9 protein-coding genes are annotated in these 13,083 nt (G+C 64.5%); 5 read left to right on the top strand and 4 right to left on the bottom strand.

The annotated features are described in order from the left end of the window. Window positions 1-130: 130 nt before the first annotated feature. Window positions 131-2,347, bottom strand: coding sequence for a glycoside hydrolase family 31 protein (locus OEG81_RS04035; RefSeq protein ID WP_264131441.1), 2,217 nt, complete (start codon window positions 2,345-2,347; stop codon window positions 131-133). Between the two features lie 115 nt (window positions 2,348-2,462). Further along, on the bottom strand, window positions 2,463-4,328 hold the full coding sequence (gene mnmC, locus OEG81_RS04030) for an FAD-dependent 5-carboxymethylaminomethyl-2-thiouridine(34) oxidoreductase MnmC (protein ID WP_264131440.1): 1,866 nt from the start codon (window positions 4,326-4,328) through the stop codon (window positions 2,463-2,465). Window positions 4,329-4,413: 85 nt separating this feature from the next. On the opposite strand from mnmC, the gene OEG81_RS04025 reads away from it, so the two are divergent. The 4 genes from OEG81_RS04025 to mgtE all read left to right on the top strand — a co-directional run bounded on the left by OEG81_RS04025 (window position 4,414) and on the right by mgtE (window position 8,645). After that, window positions 4,414-5,262 carry an inositol monophosphatase family protein gene (locus tag OEG81_RS04025; RefSeq protein ID WP_264131439.1) on the top strand — a complete coding sequence of 283 codons (849 nt, stop codon included), beginning with the start codon at window positions 4,414-4,416 and terminating at the stop codon, window positions 5,260-5,262. Between the two features lie 103 nt (window positions 5,263-5,365). Beyond that, window positions 5,366-6,568: a M20 aminoacylase family protein gene (locus tag OEG81_RS04020; protein WP_264131438.1), complete on the top strand. Its 1,203-nt coding sequence runs from the start codon at window positions 5,366-5,368 to the stop codon at window positions 6,566-6,568. 238 nt (window positions 6,569-6,806) lie between these two features. Then, window positions 6,807-7,151 (top strand): acyl-CoA thioesterase, encoded by a 345-nt coding sequence (locus OEG81_RS04015; RefSeq protein ID WP_264132457.1) that lies wholly within the window; start codon window positions 6,807-6,809, stop codon window positions 7,149-7,151. Window positions 7,152-7,166: 15 nt separating this feature from the next. After that, entirely contained in the window at window positions 7,167-8,645 is a 1,479-nt protein-coding gene (gene mgtE / locus OEG81_RS04010) for a magnesium transporter (RefSeq protein ID WP_264131437.1), read from the top strand. Between the two features lie 103 nt (window positions 8,646-8,748). Here the strand turns inward: mgtE and secA are convergent, their stop codons facing one another. Together secA and OEG81_RS04000 are read right to left on the bottom strand one after the other, a co-directional pair. Beyond that, the gene (secA, locus tag OEG81_RS04005; RefSeq protein WP_264131436.1) at window positions 8,749-11,490 is read right to left on the bottom strand and encodes a preprotein translocase subunit SecA; all 2,742 of its coding nucleotides are present in this window, start codon (window positions 11,488-11,490) and stop codon (window positions 8,749-8,751) included. Window positions 11,491-11,585: 95 nt separating this feature from the next. Further along, window positions 11,586-12,551: a M23 family metallopeptidase gene (locus OEG81_RS04000; RefSeq protein WP_412034101.1), complete on the bottom strand. Its 966-nt coding sequence runs from the start codon at window positions 12,549-12,551 to the stop codon at window positions 11,586-11,588. A 43-nt stretch (window positions 12,552-12,594) separates the two neighbouring features. Between OEG81_RS04000 and OEG81_RS03995 the strand changes: the two genes are divergently transcribed. Beyond that, on the top strand, window positions 12,595-13,068 hold the full coding sequence (locus tag OEG81_RS03995; RefSeq protein ID WP_264131435.1) for a DUF721 domain-containing protein: 474 nt from the start codon (window positions 12,595-12,597) through the stop codon (window positions 13,066-13,068). The last annotated feature ends 15 nt before the right edge of the window (window positions 13,069-13,083 follow it).

Genomic DNA, 13,083 nt, shown 5'->3' with positions numbered 1-13,083 from the left:
TTTGTTACCGCATTAGATGCCGCCCCACCGCGCCGCGTTCCCGCCTTGCGAATGAACCGGAGTCGCCGGAAAGCAAAAAAGGGGCAAACGCCCCTTTTTTGCTTCACCGACACGGACGGAGCCTAGCCGCCTAGCGCGCGCGCGATATGCGCACCTCGGCGCCGCGGCGCTTCACTTCCAGCCCTTCGGACGGAAGAATGCGCAGGCCTTCGAGGCCCTTGATGTAGCTCGAACCCTGCATCTGCATGACACGGATCTTGTTGCGCATGACCACGGGACTATGCTCGGGCATGCCGAACATCCAGACCTCTTCCAGGATGCGGGCCGAATTGAAATCGCCGGAATGCTGCGCTGTCGGGCCCAAGCACAGCATATGGCCCTCTCTGCCGAATAAAGGCAAGGTGTCCAGCCCCGCTTCGACGGTCAAGGTGGTGCCGCCTTCGTAGCGCCATCCGGTGTTCAGGTCCCACCAGGCATCGCCTTCAGGCAGGTAGACCTGCACCTGCGTGCCGGACTTGAGCGCCGGAGCGACGAGCAGGGCCGGCCCCAGCAGGTACTGGGTGTCCCAGGCATGGGCCACGGGGTCGGCGGGAAAGGCCAGCGCCATCGAACGCTGGACGGGGAGTCCGGTCCGCACGGCGTCTTCGATGATGCCCAGCACGTAGGGAATCAGGCGATACCGCCATTGCAGCCAGTGACGGACCAGTTCGCGCGTGCCGGCGTCGAATGCGCCGGGCAGCAGCGACGGCAGGGACTGGAAGCTGAAATTCCCCGAGAACACGCACATGGCCAGCCAGCGTATGTAGAGCTCGGGCGTCATGGAAGCCGCGGGATGCAGGGCCGATCCCAGCGCGTGGGTCTGTACCGGAATGCCGCTGTCGCCCAGCGACAGGGCGGTACGCAGGGTATGCTCGAGCGCGGGCCAGTCGTTGCCTGTGCGCGGCCCGGTCTGCCAGGCGAAGCGCTGGGCGCCGGGAAACAGATCGCTGCTGCAGGCCACGCCTTCCTGCGGCGTCTTGTGGCCGGCCACGGCATCGAACAATGCCTGGCGAGCCAGCAGCGGATACACCGTGCGCAACACGGCGGCGGATTCGCCGCCCCTCGCGGTGATGCCGTCGGGAATGTCGAACTGGGCATCGCAGGCCGCGGCGCCCAGGCCCTCGTCGAACAACTGGCGCAAACGCTCGGACCAGAGCTTGAAGACATCCTTGTTGGTCAGGTCCAGCAGGCCGAAGGCCTGGCCGCCGGTGACATCGTTGCCGGGAAAGGCGTAGGCATTGCCATCGTCGTCGATGAGCAGCCAGCCGCGGTCTTCCCATTCGGCAAACAGCTCGGTGCCGCGCAATACACCCGGAAAGGTCGGCGCGGCAAACTGCACATTGAGCGCCTGGCCGCGTGCCAGCACATCGCGGGCGTCGGCGATGCGCGCCGCATCCCAGGCGAAAACCGGCTTGTCGGGCTGAAACCCGAAAGGCGCCGGAGCCGACAGATTGACGGCGTCCAGCCCCCATTGATTGTCGCGGAACTCCGATACGATGGCCAGGGTTTCGTCCACCGGCTGCCCGGGCGCCTGATCCAGCCAGACCCCCATGGGCCACAGGCCCGGCTGCCCCGCGCGCCCGGTCAGGGCGGTGTACTGATTGAGTATCTCGGCGGGCTCGCCGACAAAGACGAACAGATCGAAGACGGCATCGTGCAGGATGGCCTGATAGAGGCCGGCCTCGGACTGTTCGAGGTCATGCTCGACCCGCGCCAGCGTATTGAAATAAAGCCCCCAGCCCTTGGTGCTCCAGATCAGGGGCAGCGCCCTGGATCGGGGCTGGTCCGAAACGAAAAGCGATCCGCGCCGATCGAATTCGGCGGTGGTCTCGCCGCCGCCATGCAGGCTGTCGTCGCCATCGAGTTCGGCGCCAAAGCGCCATACCGCCACGTCGGCCCGCTCGCCCCGCGACAGCGTGGCGTCGGCCTGGCTGCTGAAAATACAGTGCTCGCCGCGATACACTGAAATCTGGAAGGGCGACCGCAGGATTTCCATCGCGATGTCGCCCTGCTCCAGCCTCCAGCCGTATTGCGCCGGCTCTGCAATCGAGCTGATGGCCAGTTCGCCTACCGCGTCCTGGCGCGCCAGCAGCATTTCGGCATGCGCTTTCGCGCGCGAACTGGGCTTGTCGTTTTGCAGGATTTCGGCTTTTCCGCAACGCAGGCGGTAGACGCCCGGGGCATGCGCCTCGACCTGAAACAGCAAGCCGGCATCGTCAAAGACAAAATCGGCGCGCGTGGATTTCGACGTCAGGAAATCCAGAGTTGCAAGTTGCGTCACGTGAGCAAGATCGGATTTGGGCGGCACAGCGCAATCCTCGGGGCTTACGCCCAAAAAGCATTCAAAAGTCATTATTTTGACGGATTTGAGCCATAAAATAAAATCGCACGAGTTTATATACCTCTTGAAAAGCCGGAATCCCTTATCGCGGGCCGATTTTGCGCAGCAATTCACGCTCCAGGGGAATGGGTTCGTCGCACAGGCGGGCAGCAATGATATCGCCTGCCAGAGCCGACCAACTGAGTCCTCGGGAACCATAGGCGCAAGCTAGCCACAAACCGGGAACGCCGTCAATAGAACCGATGACCGGCAAACGGTCGCTGACGGCGGCGCGCCATCCGGCCCAGCCCGCATCCGGCCGGGGCGGCGCGCCCAGTTGCTCCGGCGCCAGGTTCAATAAGCCGGATAGCTTGCCCGCCACTTCGCGGCGTCCCTGCTCCGTCACCGTGCTGGCCGCGACGCCAGGCACATAGGTGCTGCCGCCGGTGCATTGTCCACGCACAGCCGGCAGCCAATAGCCGTCGCCCGACACGATGGCCCGCGCATCCGCCGCGGCCCCGCCGGAAAAATAAGCCACCTGGCCGGCCAGGCGATGCATGGAGGCCAGCTTGTTCAGCAAGGAAAGATCGGGAATTCCCGCCAGCAACATGGCTGCTTGCGCGGCGTTGGCGAGCACGATGTTGTCCGCGCTGGCGATTTCCCGCCCGTGGACGTCGAATGCGGCCCATGGCCCCGAATCATTTCGGCGCAAAGATGCCGCGGACCGCGCCTTGCAGTATACCCCCGGCAGGCTCAGCAATGCCTCCAGCAGAGGCACCGGCTGCACGAGCTGGCCCTGTTCGAACCACAGCCCTCCGGAAGGCAGAGGCAGGCCCACCCGTTCCGATGCCTGGGCAGCATCCAGCCAACGCACCCAATCTTCGGGGAAGCGAAGCGCATCGAGCGCCAGCCGCCGCCGGGCCGCATCCTCCGGATCGCCGGCCCGCTCCAGCGTGCCGCAAGGCCGGGGCCGCGCATCGCCCTGCAATCCTTGCCAGCGCTGCAAGGCGCGCAGGACGCCGGCCCGGCTCAGCCGCGCCCGTATGTCGTCGTCCGGACTGATGACGGGACTCAAACCGGCGGCCAGATGCCCGCGATGGCTGCCTCCCAGCCCGTCCTGGAACACCGGATCCAGGACGGTGACCGTACGGCCGCGCAGCGCCAGGGCCTGCGCCACGCCGGCTCCGGCCAGCCCGCCGCCCACCACCAGCACGGAATCGTCGGCGCCCCGGGGAGGCGCCTTGCGGCCCATGCCCGCACGCAGGCTGGCGACCGTCATTTCCCGCTTGCTGCCAAAGCCCCGCACTTTGGACACCAGGAAGCCCGCGTCGCGCAAGGCGCGGCGCATTTCGCCGGCGCAGCACCAGGTGGCGGCGGTCGCATCCGGATTGGCCAGCCGCGCCAGTTGGCCGAAGAGGGGACGCGACCACATGTCGGGGTTCACACGCGGCGCAAAGCCGTCAAGGAAGAATGCATCGACGCCGGCCGACACCTGTCTGGCCAGGCGCAGGACGGATCCGAATGCCAGCGTCAGGGTCAGCGCGCCCTTCTCGAACTCCAGGCGGTGCATGCCGGGCAGCAAAGGCGGCCAGGCGTCGACAAGCTGGATGGCCAGCGCCTTCTCGGCCGCGGGCAGACGGGCCAGCAATCGAGCCAGGTCTTGTCTGGAAAATGGATGCGCCTCGAAAGAGATGAAATGCAGGCGCGCGGATCGCTGCGCGTCGGATCGCCAGCTTCGCCACAGGGCCAGGAAATTATGGCCCAGTCCGAACCCGGTTTCGCATACCGTGAACGCCCGCTTGCCGCGCCACCGCCGAGGCAGGCCGTTGCCCTGCAGGAAAACGCCTTCGGCCTGCTCCAGGGCTCCCGCCTCGGGATGGTAGATATCCCCGAAATCCGGATTCATGGGAATGCCGCGCGGGTCGAAGGCGAGCCTTGCGGGGACTAGTGGTTCGTAATGGCTGGACATGCTTCCCGTGGCGAAAATCAAATACCCATCACGTACAATGATACGTGATCGAGCATGATGCTCCTGCTGGCGAGGCCTTTACCGTATGCAATCGAACCGACTTCCCCTTAGCGACTATCTGGACACCGCCGTTACCGCCGCCCGCGCCGCCGCGGCCATATTGCAAGCATACGCCCACAATCGGGCCGAACTGGTCATCGACAAGAAAACCCGCAACGACCTGGTCTCGCAGGCCGACCGCGAAGCGGAGCAGGCCATCATCGAAATCCTGCGCGAACGCACGCCCGAATTGGGCATCGTGGCCGAGGAAAGCGGCGGCTTCACTTCCGGATCCGCCACCTGGTATATAGACCCCCTGGACGGCACCACCAATTTTCTTCACGGCATACCGCACTATGCCGTGTCCATCGGGCTTATCGCCCATGCCGGCGCCCTGGCCTGCGACGATACTCCGCTGGAGCACGACACGCCGATCATCGGCGTGGTCTACGACCCCTGCCGCGAAGAGCTTTTCACCGCCATGCACGGCGTCGGTGCCTGGCTGAACGAGCACCGCATCAACTGCTCGCCCACCGAGGACCTGGCCGAATCGGTCGTGGCCACCGGCTTTCCCTTCCGCGACTTCTCCTTCGCCGACCAGTACATGCCCACGCTGCATCACGCCATCAACACGACGCGGGGGGTCCGTCGCCTGGGGGCGGCGGCGCTCGACCTGGCCTGGGTGGCCTGCGGCCGCTACGACGGGTACTGGGAAATGGGCCTGGCCCCCTGGGACGTCGCGGCGGGCACGCTCATCGTGCGCGAAGCCGGCGGCATCTGCGAAGACATCCATCGCCGTGATCCCTGGCCCATCAAAGGCTATGTCTATGCGGGCAATGCGCACACCGCGCCGGCGCTGGACGCCATGATCCAGCCGCATCTGAAGAAAAGCTAGCGGCCCTCCCCCGGGTTCGTCCACGTCCGCACGATCATGATTTGCCGATACGCCGGCACTGGCGTATAAAGTTCCAATCAACGAACACTACAGGATCGCAACCATGAAGCTGGCCGAACCCATCGTCGAATGGAAATCCGAAATCGCGGCGATCCGCCGCGACATCCATGCGCACCCTGAACTGGCGTACGAGGAAGTTCGGACGGCCGATCTGGTTGCGGGCAAGCTCGAGTCCTGGGGCATACCGGTGCACCGCGGCCTGGGCATAACCGGCGTCGTGGGCATCATCAAGGGCGGCATCGAAGGCGAACGGGCCGTGGGCCTGCGGGCCGATATGGACGCCCTGCCCATGCAAGAGGCCAATACCTTCGATCATGCCAGCAAGCATCCCGGCAAAATGCACGCCTGCGGCCACGACGGCCACACCGCCATGCTGCTGGGCGCGGCACGCTACCTGTCCCAGCATCGCGACTTCCCCGGCACGGTGTATGTGATCTTCCAGCCCGCCGAGGAAGGGTTCAGCGGCGCGAAAGCCATGATCGACGACGGCCTGTTCAGCCTGTTCCCCATGGATGCCGTATTCGGCATGCACAACTGGCCGGGCATGGAAGCCGGAACCTTCGGCGTGGTCGCCGGGCCCATCATGGCGTCCAGCAACACCTTTGAAATCCGTCTCGAGGGCAAGGGCGCGCACGGCGCCATGCCGCATCTGGGGGTCGATCCCGTGATGGCCGCCGTGCAACTGGCGCAAAGCCTGCAGACCATCGTTACGCGCGACCGCAATCCCCTGGATCCGGCCGTGCTCAGCATTACCCAGATCCACAGCGGATCGGCCGACAACGTCATCCCCAACGAGGCCACGCTCCGGGGCACCGTGCGCACGTTTTCCGACCAGGCCCTGGACCTGATCGAACAACGCATGGCCCAGGTTACCGAGCACACCAGCCGGGCCCTGAACTGCACGTCCGATTTCGCCTTCCACCGCAAGTATCCGCCCACCATCAACCATGCCACGGAAGCCGCTTTCTGCGCGAAAGTTCTGGAAGGCATCGTCGGCGCCGGGCACGTCGACCAGTCCGTACAGCCTTCGATGGGCGCCGAAGATTTCGCCTTCATGCTGAAGGAGAAGCCGGGATGCTACGTCTGGATAGGCAACGGCCAGGGCGGCCACCGCGACCAGGGGCACGGAACGGGGCCGTGCATGCTCCATAACGGCAGCTACGACTTCAACGACGAACTCATCCCGCTGGGCGCAACCTACTGGGTCGAACTCGCCCGCCAATGGCTGGCAAGCCAGAACGGCTAGGCGGCGCATGGCGGCCGGCCATTTAACAAATGTTTAACGGCCGGACCAAAGCTTGCCATTAAAATAGCGGACGCAACGCCCCCGGCGCGCGCCGGTACTCTACAATGCATGGTCCCCCTGCACGCCTGGTCCGGCCCCCGCCTGGCAGGCGTGATCGATATCTGGAGCAGCAGCCTTGAGCATCAACAACATCCAAACCGTCTTGCCCCCTCCAGAGCGCCACGCCGTCTTACGCGTCATGCCGCAACCCTCCGACGCCAATATCCATGGCGACGTATTCGGCGGCTGGATCATGGCGCAGGTCGACATCGCCGGCTCCATTCCCGCCACCCGGCGCGCAGCCGGCCGCGTGGCCACCGTCGCGGTCAATTCCTTCACCTTCAAGCAGCCGGTGTTCGTCGGCGACCTGCTCAGCTTCTATGCCGAGATCGTCAAGGTGGGCAACACCTCCATCACCATTTCAGTGGAAGTCTATGCCGAGCGCCAGCGGCTGGAGCTCGAAGTGGTCAAAGTCACCGAAGCCATCCTCACCTACGTCGCCACCGACGACCAGCGCAAGCGCCGCCCTCTTCCACCCGTTTGAACGCAAGGTTTGCCTATGTCGGATACCCCAGTCCAGGCTGAAAGCGCGGCGATCGTGATTCCGCGCCGCCTCGACCCCGAAGACGCGCAGCTTGCCCTGCAGCAGTTGCAAGCCATCCTCAAGCGGCAGGAAGTGGTGGAGGCCCTGGCGCACCGCCAGTACGAGGACGACGACAAATCCAACCTGCTCGAAGGCCTGCTGCACCGGCAGCACGAAAGCGAAATAAAGGCCATCGTCAACGACCTGCATCCGGCCGACATCGCCTTCATCCTGGAATCGCTGCCGGTAAACGAACGCCAGGCGGTCTGGCAGCTGGTCAGCGCCGAGCACGACGCCGACGTGCTGCTGGAAGTCGACGACTGGGCGCGCGAATCCCTGATCGAGTCCATGGATCACCAGGACCTGATCGCCGCGACCGGCACCATGGACGCCGACGAGATCGCCGACCTGGCCGCCGATCTGCCCGCCGACGTCATCGCCGAAGTGCAGAAAGGGCTGACCGACGAAGAGCGCGCACAGCTGATCGAGGCCATGGGCTACCCCGAAGACACGGTGGGCGCCATCATGGACTTCGAAATGGTCCGCGTGCGCGAAGATGTTTCGCTCGAAGTGGTGTTGCGCTATTTGCGCCGGCTGCACGAGCTGCCCGACCATACCGACCAGATTTTCGTGGTCGACCGCCAGGACAGGCTGCAAGGCACGCTCTACCTCTCGACCCTGCTGGTCCGCGAGCCCGAGAACCTGGTGTCCGACGTCATGGTGACCGACTACCTGACCCTGAACCCGCTGGACTCCGACGCCGACGCGGCGGGCGCGTTCGAACGCTACGACCTGGTATCGGCGCCCGTCATCGACGACCAGGGCCGCCTTATCGGGCGAGTCACCATTGCCGAAGTGGTCGACGTCATTCAGGAAGACTCCCAGGAGCAGGCCCTGTCGCGCGCCGGCCTGCAGGAAGAGGATATTTTCGCGCCCGTGCTGGACGCGTTGCGTAACCGCGCGCCCTGGCTGTTCGTCAATCTGTGCACGGCGTCCATCGCCTCGCTGGTGGCGTCGCGTTTCGAAGACACCGTGAGCCACATCGTGATCCTGGCCTTCCTGATGTCCATCGTGGCGGGCATAGGCGGCAACTCGGGCAATCAGACCATGACCATGATCATACGGGCCCTGGCCGTGGGCCGGGTCAGCGGCTCCAATGCCTGGCAGCTGGTCAAGCGCGAACTCACGGTAACCCTCATGGTGGGCGCCTGCGGAAGCGTGGTGGCGGCCTGTTTCGCCTGGGCCATCTCGGGCTCCATCGCCATCGCCGCCGTGATGATGGCGGCGATGATCTGCAATATGCTGATCGGCGCGGCGCTGGGTGTGCTCATCCCCATGCTGCGCGACCGCTTCGGCAAGGATCCCGCGATGGGATCCTCGGTGCTGCTCACCTTCGCGACCGATTCGCTGGGCTTTTTTGTTTTCCTGGGCCTGGCTACGCTGTTCCTGCTCTAGCCCCTGAACGCTGCCTGCCTGCCGGCAAGGCCTGCGGCGCGCAAACGCGGCGGGACAAAAACCGGACGCCCCGTCAAAGGCGGGGCGTCCGGGGTCAAACGTCTCAGGCCAGCTTCCCGTGGCAGTGCTTGAACTTCTTGCCGCTGCCGCAAGGGCAGGGATCGTTGCGCCCCACCTTGGGCATGCCCGCCGGCAGTCCGCCCTGACGCGCGGGATTCTGATCCAGGCCGGGATCCGTGCCGCTGAGCGCGGCGTCGTAATCGGAATGGTGGTAGGTGACGTTGTCCAGCGCCGGTTCGGTTTCCTCGACCTCGACCTGCTCGCGCGACTGTATCTTGACCGTCATCAGGACTCGCACGACCTCATTGCGTATGCGGTCCAGCATGTCGGAGAACAGCTCGAAGGCCTCGCGCTTGTACTCCTGCTTGGGGTCCTTCTGCGCATAGCCGCGCAAATGGATGCCCTGGCGCAGGTGATCCAGCGCCGACAAGTGGTTGCGCCAGTGCGTGTCGATCGATTGCAGCAGCATGGAACGCTCGAAGGGCGACCAGCCTTCCTTGCCGACCAGATCCACCTTGGCCTGGTACAGGCGGGCGGCCTCGGCCAGTATCCGTTCGAGCAGGTCGTCGTCGGTCAGGCTGGGCTCTTTTTCAAGCATGTCGACCAGCGGCATGGAAAGCTGCCATTCCGCATCGATGGCCGTTTCCAGCCCCGGCACGTCCCACTGGTCTTCCACCGACTCGGCCGGTATGTAGGCCCTGAACTGTTCGGTGATGGCGGCGTCGCGCAGGCTGGCGATGGTTTCCGAGACGTCCTCGGATTCGAGCACCTCGTTGCGCTGCGCGTACAGCACCTTGCGCTGATCATTGGCCACGTCGTCGTATTCGAGCAGTTGCTTGCGTATGTCGAAGTTGCGGCCTTCCACCTTGCGCTGCGCCGACTCGATGGAGCGCGACACCATCTTGGCTTCGATGGGCTCGCCTTCGGGCAGACGCAGGCGTTCCATGATGGCGCGCACGCGATCGCCCGCGAAGATGCGCATCAGCGAGTCTTCGAGCGACAGGTAGAAGCGCGAGGAACCGGGGTCGCCCTGGCGGCCGGCCCGGCCGCGCAGCTGATTGTCGATGCGGCGCGACTCGTGGCGCTCGGTGCCGATGATGCGCAGGCCGCCGGCCTCTTTGACCGCCGCGTTGGCGGGGGCCCACTCGGCCTTGATGACGGCGATGCGTTCTTCTTTCTGTTCCGGCGTCAGCGAGGCGTCGGCGCGGACCAGGTCGATCTGCTTCTCGACGCTGCCGCCCAGCACGATATCGGTGCCGCGGCCGGCCATATTGGTGGCGATGGTGATGTGGCCCGGCTTGCCGGCCTCGGCCACGATCTCGGCTTCGCGCGCGTGCTGCTTTGCGTTAAGCACTTCGTGCGGCATCTTCGCCTTGGTCAGCATGCCCGACAGCAATTCCGAATTCTCGATGCTGGTCGTGCCGACCAGCACCGGCTGGCCGCGCTCGTGGCAGTCCTGGATGTCGGCCAGGATGGCATTGTATTTTTCGGCGTCGGTCTTGAAGACCTGATCGTTCTGGTCCGCGCGCGCCATGGGCCGGTTGGTGGGAATGATCACGGTTTCCAGCGAATAGATCTCCTGGAACTCGTAAGCTTCGGTGTCGGCCGTGCCGGTCATGCCCGCCAGCTTGGCGTACATGCGGAAATAGTTCTGGAAGGTGATGGACGCCAGAGTCTGGTTCTCGTTCTGGATCTTCACGCCTTCCTTGGCTTCGACGGCCTGGTGCAGGCCGTCCGACCAGCGGCGTCCCACCATGAGGCGGCCGGTGAATTCGTCGACGATGACGATTTCATCGTTCTGGACGACATACTGCTGGTCGCGGAAGAACAGGTTGTGCGCCCGCAATGCGACCATCAGGTGATGCACCAGCGAGATATTGCGCGGATCGTACAGCGACTCGCCTTCGGGCAGAAGGCCGATCTTAACGAGCATCTGCTCGGACTTGATCTGCCCCGCTTCCGACAGGTGCACCTGCTGGCCCTTCTCGTCGACCCAGAAGTCGCCCTCGGGTTCGGGCTCCTGGGGCTTGGGCTCGGAAGCCATGCGGGTCAGCATCGGCGGCACGGCGTTCATCCGGACATACAGTTCGGTATTGTCTTCGGCCTGGCCGGAAATGATCAGCGGCGTGCGCGCCTCGTCGATAAGAATGGAATCGACCTCGTCGACGATCGCATAGAACAGCGGACGCTGGCGGCGGTCTTCGGCGCGATACTCCATGTTGTCGCGCAGGTAGTCGAAGCCGTACTCGTTGTTCGTGCCGTAGGTGATGTCGGCCTGGTAGGCGGCCTTTTTCTCGTCGTTCTCCTGCTGGGGCACGACCACGCCGACGGTCATGCCCAGGAAGGCGTACAAGCGCCCCATCCATTCCGCATCGCGCCGCGCCAGGTAATCGTTGACGGTCACGACATGGACGCCCTTGCCCGCAAGCGCGTTCAAGTAGACCGCCAGGGTGGCCATCAGGGTCTTGCCCTCGCCCGTGCGCATTTCGGCGATCTTGCCATTGTGCAGGGCGATGGCGCCCAGCAGCTGCACATCGAAATGCCGCATTCCGAATACCCGCTTGCTGCCTTCGCGCACGACGGCAAACGCTTCCGGCAACAGATCGTCCAGCGATGCGCCCTGGGCATTGCGCTGACGAAACTCTGTGGTTTTTGCGGCCAGTTCCTGATCGCTCAGGGCCGCCATGCCGGATTCGAGCGCATTGATTTGCGCCACTTGCTTGCGATACTGCTTAAGTATGCGGTCGTTGCGACTGCCGATGAGCTTTTTTAGCAGAGAAACCATTCTTGTGTCGTCGATGCGAACTTGCCGTGCACGGCGCAAATTCCCATGCCTGTCTGTTGGGGTTGGCGGATTTTTCCGCAGGAAAACGATACAGTTTAACGCACCTGCGGCGCGACGGCTTCCGCCTGCGGCGAGGCGTCGGCCACAAGCTGTTCCGCCGGGTCCTGGCGGGCCAAAAACAGTGTGGGATCAAGGGGATGCCCCGCCATGCGCACCTCGAAATGCAGGTGGGATCCCGTGGACCGGCCGGTGGAACCCACCCGCGCGATCATTTGCCCTTTCTCGACCAGGTCGCCCATTTTCACGTTGATGGACGACGCGTGGGCATAGCGGGTGATCAGGCCGTTGCCGTGGTTGATCTCGACCAGCTTGCCGTAGCCCGGCGCATAGCGCGCCTCGGTCACCACGCCGCCCGAGGCCGCATGGATGGGCGTGCCCTTGGGCGCGGCGAAATCCAGGCCCTCGTGCATGGAATGCCGGCCGGTCACCGGATTGCGCCGCCAGCCGAAGGAGGAGCTCAGATAGGGATAGTTGACCGGATTGAGCGTGGGCAGCCCGGCCTCGACGCCGCTGCGCCGGGTCAGGACCAGGTCCAGCATTTCGAAGCCGCTCTTTTTATCGGACAGCTGCTGCGCCAATGCATCCAGCTGGCGGCCCAGGCCCTCGGCCGACCAGGAGGCGCCATGTTCGGCGGTGATGTAGTCCATGACCGGCGGCGCATCGCCCTGCTCCAGGCTCGCATGCACTTCGGGATCGGTATACGATACGCCCGCGGCATCGGCCACCCGCTTGCTCAGGGCGTCCATGGCAATCAGCTTGGCCTGCAGGTCGCCCACCTTGGAAGCCAGCAGGTTGACGTTCTCACGCACATAAGCGGAATCCCGGGATGCCTGCTCTGTAATGGCGCGCTCCTGGTCCGCCGTCAGGGCCGGGCGCTTCTGCATCTGCGACTGGACCCAGGCGCCGGCCGCCGCCGATGCGCCCATGGCCGCCGCCGCGATCAGCGTCACAAAGGCCACCCGCAGTACTCTGGCGTTAGAATCAACAAAGCTGTTCCGCATTTGACTTAATCTCACTTCAATTCAATTTTTCATCGATACAGGCATGCCACGATCCGCAGGACGACACCACGACAATGCGCAAGCCGCCACCCTGGCGCTGAGCTGGCTGGGCGACGACCGGCAGGGCGCACAGGTTCTGGAGACGGCGCGCAGGCTGCTGGCGGCGGAGCAGGCGGCAAAAAATGCCTTGCCGCCCGCCCTGGCCCTGGTGTGCAAGGTGGCACGTATAGAAAGACAGCAAATGACGCTGGCGGTTCCCAGCGCAGCCTATGCCGCAAGGCTGCGGCAACTGGCCCCCAGCGTCGTGCAGGCGCTTGCCTTCGGCGGTTGGAACCTTAACGAAATCAAGGTCAGGGTTCAAGCCGGCCTGTTACAAAGCCAGACAAAAAAGTCAGACAAAGAGGTGATCCCGCTGGACGACGCGGCGCTGGACGCTTTCGACGAACTGCGCGGCGCATTGCGGCCTGGTCCGCTCGCCGATGCCGTGAAACGGCTGCTTGATCATCATCGCCGCTAAGGGCGGCCAGGGCTT

The sequence above is a fragment of the Pollutimonas sp. M17 genome, from assembly GCF_025836975.1.
Classification (GTDB): domain Bacteria; phylum Pseudomonadota; class Gammaproteobacteria; order Burkholderiales; family Burkholderiaceae_B.
The sequence above is the reverse complement of the archived record's forward strand: the minus strand, read 5'-3'. Positions and strand labels throughout refer to the sequence as shown.

Excerpts from the sequence above, each read along its gene's own strand:
- OEG81_RS04020 (WP_264131438.1), top strand. The coding sequence starts at position 5,366 with ATGAAGCTGGCCGAACCCATCGTCGAATGGAAATCCGAAATCGCGGCG.
- mnmC (WP_264131440.1), bottom strand. The coding sequence starts at position 4,328 with ATGTCCAGCCATTACGAACCACTAGTCCCCGCAAGGCTCGCCTTCGAC.
- OEG81_RS04025 (WP_264131439.1), top strand. The coding sequence starts at position 4,414 with ATGCAATCGAACCGACTTCCCCTTAGCGACTATCTGGACACCGCCGTT.
- OEG81_RS03995 (WP_264131435.1), top strand. The coding sequence starts at position 12,595 with ATGCCACGATCCGCAGGACGACACCACGACAATGCGCAAGCCGCCACC.
- OEG81_RS04015 (WP_264132457.1), top strand. The coding sequence starts at position 6,807 with ATGCCGCAACCCTCCGACGCCAATATCCATGGCGACGTATTCGGCGGC.
- secA (WP_264131436.1), bottom strand. The coding sequence starts at position 11,490 with ATGGTTTCTCTGCTAAAAAAGCTCATCGGCAGTCGCAACGACCGCATA.
- OEG81_RS04000 (WP_412034101.1), bottom strand. The coding sequence starts at position 12,551 with ATGCGGAACAGCTTTGTTGATTCTAACGCCAGAGTACTGCGGGTGGCC.
- mgtE (WP_264131437.1), top strand. The coding sequence starts at position 7,167 with ATGTCGGATACCCCAGTCCAGGCTGAAAGCGCGGCGATCGTGATTCCG.